A 15648-nucleotide genomic window follows, 5' to 3' on the forward strand; every position below is an offset into this window, starting at 1 on the left:
GTGGGTCGGCAAGAAGCCTTAGTCACAGAAAGCCTTTTTGATTCCTTTTGCGGCTTTGGGCAAAAGGGATGCAAGTAATCTTTGATTATGCGCAGCATGTTGTTGAATAAAAACCAACCTATTTCAACTATTGATTCGCATTTTTAATGATTGTTTCTTATCTGCAACTTTAAATACTCTAATTCTTTGTGTATATTTGCACTCCATTTTTAAATTAGGAAAATTAGCCTCAAAAAGATGAGGATAAAAGGATATACAATATAGAAGAATGAATAAAATACGAAATTTCTGCATTATTGCGCATATAGACCACGGAAAGAGCACTTTAGCCGACCGTCTGCTCGAGTTCACCAAAACGGTGGAAGGGAAAGACCTGCAAGCGCAGGTTCTGGACGATATGGATTTGGAGCGTGAGCGAGGCATTACTATAAAAAGCCATGCCATCCAAATGGAATATATGTATCAAGGTGAAAAATATATACTCAACCTGATAGATACTCCGGGACACGTCGACTTTTCTTATGAAGTATCCAGGTCAATCGCTGCCTGCGAAGGTGCGTTATTGATTGTAGATGCTGCTCAAGGTATTCAGGCTCAAACAATTTCGAACCTGTATATGGCAATTGACAATGACTTGGAAATTGTTCCTATCCTGAATAAGATTGACTTGCCCAGTGCTATGCCCGACGAGGTGGAAGACCAAATTATAGAACTGCTTGGTTGTAAACGAGACGAGATTATCCGTGCCAGTGGAAAAACAGGTGAGGGCGTGATGGATATTCTTGCTGCTATTGTAGAACGTATACCTTCTCCGAAAGGTGACCCCGAAGCTCCGTTGCAAGCATTGATTTTCGATTCTGTATTCAACTCTTTCAGAGGTATTATCGCCTATTTTAAAATAGAAAACGGGACTCTGCACAAGCGTGATCTGGTGAAATTCTTTGCTACGGAAAAAGAATATGAAGCCGATGAAATTGGCGTTTTAAAACTAACTATGTCGCCCCGTGATGTAATAACTTGCGGAGATGTAGGGTATATTATTTCGGGGATAAAAACATCAAAGGAAGTAAAAGTTGGTGATACCATTACCCACGTAAAGAATCCGTGCAAAGAAGCTATCGCAGGTTTTGAAGAAGTGAAGCCGATGGTTTTTGCCGGAGTTTATCCTATCGAAAGTGAGGATTTTGAGAACCTTCGTGCGTCTCTCGAAAAACTTCAATTGAATGATGCTTCTTTGACATTTCAGCCCGAATCGTCTGTGGCTCTGGGATTTGGATTCCGTTGCGGATTCTTAGGACTGCTCCACATGGAAATTATACAGGAACGTCTCGACAGAGAATTTAACATGGACGTTATAACAACCGTGCCTAACGTGTCTTATCTTGTTCATGACAAGAAAGATAACGTTAAAGAGGTTCACAATCCGTCAGGATTACCTGATCCCACTCTCATTGATTATATTGAGGAACCATACATCCGGGCATCAGTTATCACAAACACAACCTACATAGGCCCGATAATGACTCTCTGTCTGGGTAAACGGGGAATACTTATAAAACAAGAATATATTTCTGGCGACAGGGTCGAAATCATCTACGATATTCCTCTGGGTGAAATAGTTATAGACTTCTATGACAAACTGAAAAGTATATCTAAAGGTTACGCTTCGTTCGATTATCACATGCACGATTACCGTGAATCGAAACTGGTGAAACTGGATATTCTGCTCAACGGTGAGCCTGTGGATGCACTTTCCACGCTTACGCATGTGGACAATGCCGTTACGTTTGGTCGCCGCATGTGTGAGAAATTGAAGGAACTCATCCCTCGTCAACAGTTCGACATAGCTATTCAAGCAGCAATCGGCGCTAAAATTATTGCGCGGGAAACGATAAAAGCCGTTCGCAAGGATGTGACAGCGAAGTGTTACGGAGGTGATATCTCTCGTAAACGTAAACTTCTTGAGAAACAAAAAGAAGGTAAGAAACGAATGAAACAAGTGGGCAATGTGGAAGTGCCACAAAAGGCTTTCCTTGCAGTGCTGAAACTGGATTAAACCTGAGAACAAAATAATTGTATCAATATTGAAGGCTATGAGCAATTTCAAAGAAATAGAAGCATCCGAATTATCTTTTTCTCCATTCGACTTGAAGAATAAATGGATGCTGGTTACGGCTGCAAAAGCAGACGGGTCTGTGAATACAATGACTGCCAGTTGGGGCGGATTCGGTGTTATGTGGAACAAAGATGTTGTATTTGTAGTAATACGACCACAACGATATACGAAGGAATTTGTAGATAATGCAGACTCTTTTTCCCTGACCTTTTTCGACGAAAGTTTCAAAAAGCAATTAGGTTATCTGGGAAGAGCATCGGGCAGAGATGAGAATAAAATAGAAACAGCAGGATTGACTGTCGCAAAAGATAACACTGATACTCCGTACTTTGAGGAGTCGGAAACTGCGATTTTAGTGGAAAAACTTTTTGTTCAGCCATTATCCGAATCATCATTTCTTGATGAAAAAATTATAGATCAATGGTATTCTGAGAAAGACTTTCATTATTTGTATATTGCAGAGATAAGGAAAGTTTTGATAAAAAAATAAAATTCAACAATAGTTTAAAATTATATTAACATTTTAATTCGGCTTAATTTGCAATAATGAGAAAATGGCGTATTGAAGATTCGGAAGAATTGTATAACATCTCGGGATGGGGTGTTAATTATTTTTCAATCAATGAAAAAGGGAATGTAGCGGTTACACCTCGCAAAGATGGGGTATCGGTCGACCTGAAAGAATTGATTGACGAATTGCAGCTTCGTGATATAGAAGCACCCGTACTTCTTCGTTTTCCTGACATATTGGATAATCGTATCGAGAAAATTTCGACTTGCTTCCAGAAAGCATCGAAAGAATATGGTTATGAAGCTCAGAACCACATTATCTATCCCATCAAGGTGAACCAGATGCGGCCTGTTGTGGAAGAACTTATCAGTCATGGAAAAAAATTCAATATAGGTTTGGAAGCCGGTTCAAAACCCGAACTTCATGCCGTGATTGCCATAAACACCGACCCTAATTCTCTCATAATCTGTAATGGTTATAAAGACGAAAGCTATATAGAGTTGGCTCTTCTTGCCCAGAAAATGGGAAAAAGAATTTTCATTGTGGTTGAAAAACTAAACGAGCTTCCTCTGATTACTAAAATTGCTAAACGCTTGAAGATCGTTCCTAATATCGGTATCCGTATCAAACTATCAAGCAGCGGTAGCGGAAAATGGGAAGAATCGGGAGGCGACGTTAGTAAATTCGGACTAAATTCCAGCGAATTGCTCGAAGCTCTCGCATTCCTCGAAAAGAATAATTTGCAAGAATCGTTACGTTTGATCCACTTTCATATTGGTAGTCAGGTAACAAAAATTCGCCGTATAAAAACAGCTTTACGTGAGGCTTCTCAATTCTACGTTCAGCTTCATTCACTAGGGTTCAAGGTCGAATTTGTTGATATTGGCGGAGGTTTGGGTATAGACTACGACGGCACACGCTCAGCTATGAGTGAAAGTAGTGTTAATTATAGTATTCAGGAATATGTGAACGATTCGATAGCAACTATGGTAGATGCCGCCAACAAGAACGACTTACCTCACCCCAATATCATCACGGAATCGGGACGTTCTCTTACTGCCCATCATTCCATATTGGTGTTCGGAGTACTTGAAACTGCTACATTACCTGAATGGCAAGAAGGTAACGAAATATCTGACGATGACCATGAATTGGTTCGAGAACTGTATCAAATTTGGGACGATCTCACTCAGCGCAGTATGCTTGAAGCATGGCACGACTCGCAACAAATAAGGGAAGAGGCTTTAGACTTGTTCAGCCTAGGCATGCTCGATCTGAAAACACGGGCACAGGTTGAACGCCTTTACTTTTCAATAGCTCGTGAGGTTTACCAAATGGCGGGAAGGATGAAACATTCGCCCGAAGAATTGAAGCAATTGGGTAAATTGTTGCCGGATAAATATTTCTGCAACTTCTCGTTATTTCAGTCTTTGCCTGACTCTTGGGCTATTGATCAGATATTCCCGATAATGCCGATTCATAGATTGGACGAAAAACCAGACCGTACGGCAACCTTGCAAGATATTACTTGCGATTCGGACGGAAAGATAGATAATTTCATACCAACAGGCAATCAATCGGGTTATCTTCCGGTTCATGCTTTAAAGAAAAATGAGTCCTATTATCTTGGAGTATTTTTGGTAGGTGCTTATCAAGAAATATTGGGCGATCTACACAATCTGTTTGGAGATACTAACGCCGTGCATGTCTCTGTTAGTGAAGACGGCTACAAGATAGATCAAATGATTGACGGGGAAACTGTTGCCGAAGTTTTGGATTATGCTCAATACAATGCTAAAAAGCTTGTGCGCACGGTAGAAACGTGGGTAACAACATCTGTGAAGCAAGGCACAATAACTGTGGAAGAAGGAAAAGAATTTCTATCTAACTATCGTTCAGGATTATACGGATATACCTATTTGGAGTAATAAATACCTAATTGTATAATAATCTAGGAAAGTGTTTCAAAAGTTTTTTTGAGACACTTTCTTTTTTATATCATTAGTTCGGAGCCTTACGATACAGTAAAATAGCAATAAATACAAACACAAAGTTGGGTATCCATGCAGCAATCATAGGACTAACCAAACCCGAAACGGCAAAAGAAGAACTTACTGTCAAGAATATTATATAGGTCAAACTCAGTAAGATACCCAGACCAATATTCAACCCCATACCGCCTTTCATCTTTCGGGCAGAGAGGGATGCTCCTATTATGGTTAGTATAAACGCAGATGCAATGGATGCAAACCGTTTGTGAAACTCAATCTCAAATCCTTGAATATTAGCTATTCCACGATCTTTCTGCCTTTTGATGTGTTCATACAATTGTATGGTGTTCATTTTCTCAAAATCATTTGCCGATATGAGAAAATCGTTCGGCGTAATAGTTAATGTGGTATCAGTTCTGTCACCATTTTTTAAAGTCTCGCGCATACCGTTAAACTCTCTGATCTGGTAATTCTTTACCACCCAATGATATGCCGAATCATACTCTATATTCTTGGCTGTCAGACGAGAGACTAACTCTTTTCCATCGAATTTGTCCAACGAAAAATTTCTTCCCGATTTGTTTTTATTATCATAGCTCTCAAAAAATGCTATAACGCCGGGTTCTACCTGTACTTGAATTTTTGAGGCATAATCGACAGCCTTGTTCTTGATATACTTATTCTGAAAATCAATACGGGTCTTATTTGCCGGAGGAATAATGAAACTGGTTAATATAAAACTCAATATAGCGATAACCGTTGCCGAAATCATGTACGGCTTCATGAGCCTTTTGAAGCTCATTCCATTAGAAAGCATCGCTATAATCTCCGAATTGTTAGCCAGTTTTGATGTAAAGAAAATAACGGAAATGAAAACGAAAAGAGCGCTGAACAGGTTGGTATAGTATGGTATAAAGTTGACGTAATAATCAAGCACAATGGCTGATAGCGGTGCCTTATTCTTCAAGAATTTATCTAACTGCTCATTTATATCGAAAACAACGGCGATGGAAATAATAAGCGCAATTGAGAAAACGTATGTTCCCAAAAACTTCTTTATTATATATCTATCCAGAATAGAAAGCATCTGTATTAACTTAAGTAATAAAAAGGTCTGCGACCTTAAACTATATTCTTCTTGAAATATCTTCTATAACTGATTTTTTCCAACTCGAAAAATCTCCTTCTATTATATGTTTACGAGCTTCTTTCACCAATTGCAAATAAAACGCTAAGTTATGTATTGAAGCTATTTGAAGAGCAAGAATTTCGTTAACAATAAATAAATGGCGAAGATACGCCTTTGTGTATAATGTGTCGACAAACGATGTTCCATCAGGATCGATCGGAGAAAAATCGTTCGCCCATTTTTTGTTACGCATGTTCAGAATACCATTCCAGGTGAAAAGTTGTCCATTACGTCCATTGCGGGTTGGCATAATGCAGTCGAACATATCCACACCCCGTTCTATGGCTTCCAGAATATTGGCGGGAGTTCCCACGCCCATCAAATATCTGGGTTTATCTTCGGGAAGTATTTCGTTCACAACTTCTATCATCTCATACATTTTCTCTGTTGGTTCGCCAACAGCCAAACCTCCGATAGCGTTTCCCTCCGCACCTTTCGATGCTACGTTTTCGGCAGCACGTTTTCTAAGATCTGTATAAACACAGCCTTGCACAATAGGAAATAGCGACTGCTTGTAACCATACTCACACTCAGTTTCGTTGAAACGGGTGAAACACCTGTCGAGCCAACGCTCAGTCAGTTCCAATGATTTTTTCGCATAGTTATAGTCGGCATCTCCGGGCGTACATTCGTCGAAAGCCATAATAATATCCGCACCAATGGTTCGTTGAATATCCATCACATTTTCAGGAGTGAAGATATGTTTCGATCCATCTACATGCGAACGGAAAATAGCACCTTCTTCGGTCAGTTTTCGATTTTCGGCAAGGGAAAATACCTGAAATCCTCCGCTATCAGTTAATATAGGTTTATTCCAGCTATTGAATTTGTGAAGTCCTCCGGCTTGTTTTAGAATTTCTAAGCCGGGTCGCAAATATAAATGATACGTATTTCCCAATATAATCTGAGCCTTTATATCATTTTCAAGCTCCGTCATGTGTACGGCCTTCACCGCTCCCTGTGTACCAACAGGCATAAAAATGGGAGTTTCTATTTGTCCGTGATCTGTCGTTATCAATCCGGCTCTCGCCTTCGATTGATTATCAGTATGTAGTAATTCAAATTTCATTTTCGAAAGTTAGGTAGTCCCCAAATGATAAAGTTATTTCGAAGAAGCAACACTCTCACCCTCAGACTCCAAATCCCTTAATTGAACCAGGACTATTGATGTTTTATTCTTTTTAAGTACCTTAAACTCATAACCTTCACATTCTAAGGCATCGTGTATGTTTGGTATCCTTCCAAATTTATCTATCAAATATCCGGCAAGTGTATCGTACTGCTTTGCCTTATCGATAGAATGTGGAAGTTGGTCGTTTATGTCACTTATGGCAGCGGTGGCAATTGCCGAGTAGGTATTCTCGCTCATCTTTTCGACGAAAGGTATCTCGTTGTCGTATTCGTCCTGAATTTCGCCAACCAATTCTTCAAGAATATCCTCCATTGTGATGATCCCATCTATACCGCCATATTCGTTCAATACCATGGCTATTTGTTGGTGCTTCACCTGAAATTCTTTCAATATCTGCCCGATACGCTTTGTTTCAGGAACAAAAGATACGGGACGGACAATAGAGCGTATGTCTACATTCCCACTTTGGCGCATCTTCTTCAGGATATCTTTCAGATGGACAACCCCAATAATGTTGTCTATACTATCCTCATAACAAGGGATACGTGAATATCCGTCTTCTATCACCGTTTCCAGTGTTTCCTCGTCGTAGTCGTTGGCATCAATAGCCACTATCTGTGTACGAGGAACCATTACCTGACGTGCTGTTCGTTCCGAAAAATCGAAAGCGTTTTTTATTATATCGTAATTTGTATCTTCAATATCACCGCTTTCCCTTACCTGATCTACGAGATATTTCAATTCATCGCTACTATACGATTCTGCTTCCGACACCGTGTGAAGTCCGAACAATTTCAGAATCAGATTAGCAAATCCGTTCAATAACCAAATAAACGGACGGCATATCCAATAAAAACCTTGCAGAGGATATGAAACAAACAATGTAGTTTGTTCCGGTCTCAATATGGCCAACGATTTAGGTGCCAATTCACCAAAAACGATGTGCAATATCGTTATGATAAGGAATGCCGAAATCAATGCTACACTGTGCAGCAGGTCTGAGCCTAAAGCCAGATTCAGGTCGAAAGCACTGTTAAGAAACTCAATGAAACTGAGAATCATCTTAGAAACAACGGGCTCTCCAATCCAACCTAAAGCCAAACTGGACAGTGTTATACCTAACTGAGTGGCAGCAAGATACGCATCCAAATGACCAACAATATGCTTGGCCAATATGGCAAAACTATTTCCCTCCTGAGCCTTCAACTCAAGCTGAGATGACCTCACCTTTACAATTGCAAATTCGGCTGCAACAAAAAAGCCGTTTAAGAAAACAAAAAGAAGAGTAATAAGAATGTTCGTAAACATATATTATTTTAAATGTGATGATGCAAAGATAATATATTTGCGCATTTGTTAATATAATTCCTATCAAAATTATATTGTAAACATTTTATCAAAATAACGCTTTATCCGATAGAATAGTTTATTCTGCTTAATAATTTCTGCTTAATAATGCCAATCAGTAGTTGAGTTTATTATACATAAAAGCGTTCTTTTTCATTCGACGTTCTTTCTGACGCACTTTCTTCGAAAGTTTGCCTTCGTTCATTTTGTCTTGACACAAAACGAACCAAAAAGTCAAGGCTTAGCTTCTCGGCGACCCGTTACAATCTCACTGGCTAAATTGAAAAAACTCGCTTCGCTCAAACAGCTTTCAATTTTACGCCTTGTTTCGCTTAACGTGTCCCCGCCTACGAAGCAGATGCCATTTCGCCTAACGGGTGTAAACGTGACATTTGGCTAATTGACGGGGTACCCACACAGCGCAGATAAGCGACTAGAACAAAAAGCTGTTTGAGCATAACCAAACCACTCTGATTTTGACAGACTTTTGGTGCGAGTTATTTTTTGTTCAGCTTATAAGCTGTAAAGTGGGTCGGCAAGAAGCCTGAGTCACAGAAAGCCTTTTTGATTCCTTTTGAGGCTTTGGTCAAAAGGGATGCAAGTAATCTTTGATTACGCGCAGTGTATTATATAAAATAAAAGAACACTTTTCAACTACTGATTCACATAAATAATTTTTCGGAACAGGTTTTGAACAACCCTGCCATAATTGTCATTTTTTCTGTAAATTTGACATGTCAGTGTATTGTTAAAAAAACTGTGCTCTGTTTTAAGTGAAGTTAAAGCCTGTTAAGGGCGTTTTTGTGCGGTTAAAAGTGTTAAAATCGGAATGTCGGCATGTTAAATGAATGATTTTTGCTGCTATATTTGATAACTGAAAAATGAATACAAGAAAATTATATATATAAAATTTAAAATAATAAGCATATGAAAAAAAATTGGAAGAAAATTTCAACTTATGTGATTGTAGCTCTGGTGGGTGCAGGTGCAACTTTTGGTGCTTATAATCTTTACAACAATCATTCGTCGGGCGAAATTGCCGACTATTACGATTATGGGAAAGATTTTCAGCAAGACCAGAATATCCATTTAGCTTCATTGACAGCGGAAGGTTATCCCGATTTTACTAAAGCTGCAGAAAACTCGGTACATGCCGTAGTACATATAAAATCGGTGGTGAAATCGTCAGGAAGTTCGGGCAGAAGCCGAGGTGGTACGGGCGACCCGTTTTTTGACTATTTCTTTGGATTTGGCGATAAAGGAGGCAGTTCTCCTTACGAGTCTCAACCAAGTGTGGGCATGGGTTCTGGAGTTATAATATCTAAAGATGGCTATATAATAACTAATAATCACGTTATTGATAAAGCAAACGATATAGAAGTTACGTTGAATGATAACCGAAAATTTACTGCAAAATTGGTTGGCACAGATCCGAAAACAGACATTGCCTTGTTGAAAATAGAAGGTGATAATTTCCCAACCATTCCTTTCGGGGATTCAGATAAACTGAAAGTCGGCGAATGGGTGTTGGCTATCGGTAACCCTTTCAACCTAAATTCGACTGTTACGGCAGGTATTGTGAGTGCAAAAAGTCGTGGTGGAATAGGTAGTGGAGATATTCAGTCATTTATTCAAACGGATGCTGCTATAAATAGAGGAAACAGTGGTGGAGCGTTGGTTAATACAGCGGGACAATTGATAGGTATCAATACAGCCATTTATTCTCAAACAGGAGATTTTGCAGGATACGGTTTTGCTGTACCAGTTTCAATTGCAGGAAAAGTAGTTGCTGATATCAAGGAATATGGAACTGTACAAAGAGCAATACTTGGAGTAATTATTACAGACGTAAGTGTAGCAAAAGAGTCTGATGCAGATGAAGCTAAAAACTTGAAAGCGACAGAAGGCGCATACGTGAACGATTTTGCAGAACGTAGTCCGGCTAAAGAAGCTGGTTTGGAAAAAGGAGATGTTATTGTGGGAGTTAATGATTCAAAGATAAAAAGTGTTAGCGAATTATTAGATCAGATAAACCGTTTCCGCCCCGGCGATAAAGTGAAAATCACATTTATGAGAGGAAGCACAACAAAAACAACAGAAATTGTTCTGAAAAATAGTGCCGGCGATACCAAGATTGTGAAGAGCACGGACGGAATAGCCGCTGTTGGCGCTGCTTTCAAAACTCTAAGCGAGGAGAAAAAGAAACAATATGGAATCCGTTCGGGAGTTGAAGTTGCCGGAGTTGACAATTCAGGTAAATTCAAAAAAGAAGGAATAACTAAAGGATTCATTATCACTAAAATAAACAATCAGAATGTATCAACATCCGAAGACGTTGAAAGCATAATCAAGAAAGTTGCCGTAAGCGACGATAAAGTATTGTTTATCACAGGTTTCTACCCAAGCGGATCGAGAAAGTATTTTGCAATTGACCTGAGCGAATAATAATTACGTATTATTAACTATAAATTAACGCTTAACTCTGAGGAATACCAAGGAGTTAAGCGTTTATAATTACGAAGAGAGGATATACAATATTCATTTTGCGCAAAATGAGAACTTTATTCTTAAGCAATAGTAAAGGAACGAAAAATGTATAACAAGAATTTATTATCTGTGAAATGTAAATAATTCGGCAAATTTTTAGTATATTTGCAAGCATTTTTGGATAATATACAATAACTTTATATAGATGAGACAATTAAAGATTACCAAATCTATCACTAATCGTGAGAGCGCTTCTCTGGATAAATATCTGCAAGAAATTGGGCGTGAAGACCTGATCACTGTTGAAGAAGAAGTTGAATTAGCTCAAGCCATTAAACGTGGCGACAGGGCTGCTTTGGAGAAACTAACTCGAGCGAATTTACGTTTCGTCGTATCTGTAGCAAAGCAATATCAAAATCAAGGATTAAGTTTACCTGACTTGATAAATGAAGGAAACCTGGGTCTGATAAAGGCAGCGGAAAAGTTTGACGAAACCCGTGGGTTTAAATTTATCAGTTATGCGGTGTGGTGGATTCGCCAGTCTATACTTCAGGCATTGGCCGAACAGTCACGTATAGTACGTTTGCCGTTGAATCAGGTGGGTTCGTTGAACAAAATAAGCAAGGCATTCTCCAAGTTTGAACAAGAAAACGAAAGAAAGCCATCGGCAGAAGAATTGGCTCTGGAATTGGATATTCCGGTGGATAAAATAGCAGACTCGCTGAAAGTGTCGGGTAGGCACATATCTATGGATGCACCGTTTGTGGAAGGAGAAGACAACAGTTTGTTAGACGTGTTGGTGAATGATGATGCGCCCATTGCAGACCGTTCGCTTATCAATGAGTCGCTTCAACAAGAAATTGAGAGAGCTTTGTCTACACTGACCGAAAGAGAACGTGATATAATCAAGATGTTTTTCGGAATCGGTTATCAGGAGATGACACTCGAAGAAATTGGTGATAAATTCCAGTTGACACGTGAACGTGTTAGACAGATTAAAGAGAAAGCAATCAAGAGATTGCGTCAAAACTCAAGAAGTAAATTGCTTAAAGGTTATTTAGGCTAACAAAAATAGAGATTAATATAGTTAAGAGATTGCACAGATGTGCAATCTCTTTTTTGTATATTTATATTCATCGAATAAATCGTTGTTTGATGAAATTGAAACCGTCTAGACTTTTTCGTTTTATTCAATTTTGTCATCCTGAGAGTATCGAAGGATCTGTTTTTTAGATGTTTCACTACGTTCAACATGACAAAAACTCAAAAATTAAGTATAATTTAAAAAGTCTAGATGACTTCATTGAAAGATCCGTGACCTTAAATAGTTTTGAAAAATTTAAAAAAAATATTTTATTTAATATATTCTATTTCGTAATTGTTTATATTTGGGCAAAAATCAAGATATGGGAGATTCTTTAGTAATAATACCGACTTATAACGAAAAGGAAAACATTGAGAATATAATCAAGGTTGTATTTTCGTTGCCAAAAAAATTTCACGTATTGATTATAGATGATGGTTCTCCCGATGGCACCGCTCAAATCGTTAAAAATCTACAAAAAGAATTTAGCGATTCGTTGTTTATGATCGAAAGAGAAGGAAAATTGGGCTTAGGTACGGCATATATTGCCGGATTCAAGTGGGCGTTATCAAAAGAATATGAGTATATCTTTGAAATGGATGCCGATTTTTCGCACGACCCAAAAGACTTGTTGCGGCTGTATGACGCATGTGTTAATGAAGGCGCCGATTTAGCCATAGGCTCTCGTTACAATGTTGGGGTGAATGTTGTTAACTGGCCAATGGGGCGGGTCATTATGTCGTATTTTGCATCCAAATATGTGAAATTGATTACAGGCATGAAAGTGCATGACGCCACAGCAGGATTTGTTTGTTACAAGAGAAAAGTTCTGGAAACAATAGATTTGGATCAGGTTCAGTTTAAAGGATATGCTTTTCAGATCGAGATGAAATATACTGCATATTGCCTTGGTTTCAACCTGAAAGAAGTTTCAATTATTTTTGTTAATCGTGTTTTGGGTGTGTCAAAAATGAATAGCGGAATATTCAGTGAGGCTTTCTTCGGAGTCATACGCTTACGCATCCGTAAAATGTTGGGGAAATTTAGGCCTCATCAAGCTCAATAACACTCGCATTTATTACAATACACTAAACTTATGATCAGTTCTATCAGGAAACTCGTAATAATCATTTTTCTGTCAATAATACTTCCTTCTAATGTATATTCTCAATACTCATCAATGAGAAAACAACTTAGCACTATCCGACCTGCCGATTCGATCGACATAGCATATTACGGTAAAAGAAACTGGTGGAGTGCAGCAGGACAGGTGGTTGGTCTGAATATGGGAATATGGGCGTTCGACAGGTATGTAACCAAGTCTGACTTTGCGTATATAAACGCCCGCACTATAAAAGCCAACTTCAAGCATGGTTTTGTGTGGGACAACGATCAACTGGGAACAAACATGTTCCTTCACCCATATCATGGCAGCATGTATTTCAATGCGGCACGTTCCAATGGATTTAGTTATCTTGGGTCTTCGGCTTTTGCCTTGGGAGGAAGTCTTATGTGGGAAATGTTTCTGGAAAATGAATATCCGTCGATCAATGATGTGATAGCAACACCAATAGGTGGTACAATATTCGGAGAGGTGTTTCACCGGGCGTCGGATATGGTGATAGACGACCGAAAAACAGGTCGAGAGAGGGTTGTGCGGGAAGTGGCTGCATTTTTGATTACACCAACCAGAGGTTTGTCCCGATTGATTAACGGTGATACGTGGAAAAAACGGTCAACCTCGGGGCGTCAGCACGGAATACCCAATGTCAGCATCGAAACGTCAATAGGAATTAGAGGCTTGGAGTTGGAAGACCCCATCATAGACGAAGGACTTGGTGGTGCTCTTATGGGCTCTATCGAATATGGAGAAAGATACGAAACAGACGGACTGAAGCCGTACGATTATTTTTCGCTCAGAGCAGGTCTGTATCTTCAAAAAGGCCAGCCTATTTTGGGGCAGATAAATGTGATGGGACGAATTTGGGGTGGCGATCTTGTTGATAATAAAACAGATTATCTTAATATTGGCGTATATCAGCATTTCGATTATTACGATTCGGATACAATTTCGGATGTGTCCAATAAAATCCCTTACAAGTTTGGAACACCCGCTTCGTTCGGAGTCGGACTGATGCACAAAAGTAAACGTTTGAATAATTGGAATATTAATTCGCATGCACATTTTTCGGGCATAATATTAGGAGGTTCGTTAAGCGATCATTATGTGGTAGACAAAAGGCAATACAATCTGGGTAGCGGCTTTTCGTGGCTTGCAGGTGGTGCAATATCGTATAAAGACAAAATAGGAGTGTCTATGTGGCACGAAGGCTATCGTCTTTTCACATGGAAAGGGTATCCTAAGAATTTTAACTTAGATTCTGTTGACGAAAAGAAACTCAATTATCAGGGCGACCATTCAAATGCTTCTTTCAGCACAACCAATTTTAAGATTGATATAAAACTGAAAAAACAGTTTTATCTAACCTCGATGTTTACATATTACAGGCGTTCTACGGCTTATCAGGATTTTAAGAATGTATATTCTCAAACTAATGATGTGAAGCTAATGCTCACATACAAATATTAGGCTAAGGGTATGAAAATAAACAAAACAAATGCCGCCCGGTTATTGGATCAGGCAAAAATATCATACGAACTGATAACATACGAGGTTGACGAATCGGATTTAAGTGCCGTGCATGTAGCCGAACAACTTGATGAACCTATTGAGCAAGTATTCAAAACCTTAGTCCTCAAAGGAGACAAAACAGGTTATTTTGTGTGCATAATTCCGGGAGCGGAAGAACTTGACCTGAAATTAGCGGCAAAAGTATCGGGCAATAAAAATTGCGATATGATCCCGATGAAAGACTTGCTGTCTATAACAGGTTATATTCGTGGTGCATGTTCCCCGATCGGGATGAAAAAGCATTTTCCTGCATACATTCATTCTTCATGTAAAGACTTCAGTTTCATATATATCAGTGCCGGAGTGAGAGGTATGCAGATAAAAATGAACCCAACCGACTTGCTATCCCTAATCAAAGCGGAAGACCATTTACTTATCAAATCATAAAAAAAATCAGAGAATGTGATTTTTATCTCTAAAATGCCTATTTTTGAAATGGTTTGATCAATATAAAATCAGGTTGAAGGGATATCTCTCCATATTTATTTTTTTCGTATTCTTATGCTTGGGAGTGCAAGCACAAGAATCGGATTCGTATCGGTATCAGCGTAAAATACAGTATCACTATACAGTTCAGGACGGTGATACCTTGTTGTTCGGCGTAATACCTAACATTACCATTTTCAATCCGTTAGTTTTCAAGAACAACAAGGAAGAAATAGAATATAATAAGTTGATAAGGGATGTGAGAAAAACGCTTCCTTATGCCAAGGCTGTTACGTATAGCATCATTGAAACATACGAATACATGCAGACTTTGCCGGACGACAAGGCAAAGCAAAAGCATCTGGATCAGGTGAAAAAATACATGATGGACGAATATAAGCCCAAGATGAAGAAACTTACCCGCCGACAGGGGCAGATACTCATAAAACTGATAGACAGGGAAGCCAGTTCAACATCATACTACATCGTAAAATCTATAGTTGGCAGTTTTCAGGCAGGGATGTATAATGTTTTCGCCGGAATTTTTGGAAACAGCCTCAAAACAAAATACGATCCCGAAGGAAAAGACAAGCTGATTGAACGCATTGCCATTCTGATAGAAGAAGGAGTCTTATAGTTGACATATGAGTAATCAATAATATTTATATATCAA

General features: G+C 38.9%; 12 protein-coding genes. 9 read left to right on the plus strand and 3 right to left on the minus strand.

Going from position 1 to position 15648, the window contains the following annotated elements; translation table 11 throughout:
• The first annotated feature begins 268 nt into the window (after positions 1-268).
• The 3 genes from lepA to speA are packed head-to-tail and all read left to right on the plus strand — an operon-like array spanning position 269 to position 4555.
• Complete coding sequence (gene lepA / locus D0T56_RS06210; RefSeq protein WP_163319276.1) at positions 269-2056, plus strand: translation elongation factor 4; 1788 nt, start codon at positions 269-271, stop codon at positions 2054-2056.
• A gap of 37 nt (positions 2057-2093) precedes the next feature.
• Positions 2094-2606, plus strand: a complete 513-nt coding sequence (locus D0T56_RS06215; RefSeq protein WP_163319277.1) for a flavin reductase family protein — start codon at positions 2094-2096, stop codon at positions 2604-2606.
• A gap of 56 nt (positions 2607-2662) precedes the next feature.
• Positions 2663-4555 carry a biosynthetic arginine decarboxylase gene (gene speA / locus D0T56_RS06220; protein WP_163319278.1) on the plus strand — a complete coding sequence of 631 codons (1893 nt, stop codon included), beginning with the start codon at positions 2663-2665 and terminating at the stop codon, positions 4553-4555.
• Positions 4556-4628: 73 nt separating this feature from the next.
• Here the strand turns inward: speA and D0T56_RS06225 are convergent, their stop codons facing one another.
• From D0T56_RS06225 to D0T56_RS06235, 3 genes are read right to left on the minus strand one after another with little or no spacing between them, the layout of a single operon-like run.
• On the minus strand, positions 4629-5705 hold the full coding sequence (locus D0T56_RS06225) for an LptF/LptG family permease (RefSeq protein ID WP_185153846.1): 1077 nt from the start codon (positions 5703-5705) through the stop codon (positions 4629-4631).
• A 40-nt stretch (positions 5706-5745) separates the two neighbouring features.
• Positions 5746-6876, minus strand: coding sequence for a tRNA guanosine(34) transglycosylase Tgt (gene tgt / locus D0T56_RS06230; RefSeq protein ID WP_163319279.1), 1131 nt, complete (start codon positions 6874-6876; stop codon positions 5746-5748).
• Between the two features lie 33 nt (positions 6877-6909).
• Positions 6910-8247, minus strand: a complete 1338-nt coding sequence (locus tag D0T56_RS06235; protein ID WP_163319280.1) for a hemolysin family protein — start codon at positions 8245-8247, stop codon at positions 6910-6912.
• A gap of 966 nt (positions 8248-9213) precedes the next feature.
• On the opposite strand from D0T56_RS06235, the gene D0T56_RS06240 reads away from it, so the two are divergent.
• From D0T56_RS06240 to D0T56_RS06265, 6 genes are all read left to right on the plus strand, one after another.
• On the plus strand, positions 9214-10731 hold the full coding sequence (locus D0T56_RS06240) for a Do family serine endopeptidase (RefSeq protein WP_163319281.1): 1518 nt from the start codon (positions 9214-9216) through the stop codon (positions 10729-10731).
• Positions 10732-10978: 247 nt separating this feature from the next.
• The gene (locus D0T56_RS06245) at positions 10979-11839 is read left to right on the plus strand and encodes an RNA polymerase sigma factor RpoD/SigA (RefSeq protein WP_163319282.1); all 861 of its coding nucleotides are present in this window, start codon (positions 10979-10981) and stop codon (positions 11837-11839) included.
• A 340-nt stretch (positions 11840-12179) separates the two neighbouring features.
• On the plus strand, positions 12180-12923 hold the full coding sequence (locus D0T56_RS06250) for a polyprenol monophosphomannose synthase (protein ID WP_163319283.1): 744 nt from the start codon (positions 12180-12182) through the stop codon (positions 12921-12923).
• 114 nt (positions 12924-13037) lie between these two features.
• Positions 13038-14447: a DUF3943 domain-containing protein gene (locus tag D0T56_RS06255; protein ID WP_255491075.1), complete on the plus strand. Its 1410-nt coding sequence runs from the start codon at positions 13038-13040 to the stop codon at positions 14445-14447.
• Positions 14448-14456: 9 nt separating this feature from the next.
• Positions 14457-14936: a Cys-tRNA(Pro) deacylase gene (gene ybaK / locus D0T56_RS06260; protein ID WP_163319285.1), complete on the plus strand. Its 480-nt coding sequence runs from the start codon at positions 14457-14459 to the stop codon at positions 14934-14936.
• A gap of 43 nt (positions 14937-14979) precedes the next feature.
• Complete coding sequence (locus D0T56_RS06265; RefSeq protein WP_255491076.1) at positions 14980-15612, plus strand: DUF4294 domain-containing protein; 633 nt, start codon at positions 14980-14982, stop codon at positions 15610-15612.
• Positions 15613-15648 lie beyond the last annotated feature (36 nt).

Source organism: Dysgonomonas sp. 520, from assembly GCF_010501095.1.
Classification (GTDB): Bacteria; Bacteroidota; Bacteroidia; order Bacteroidales; family Dysgonomonadaceae; genus QVMP01.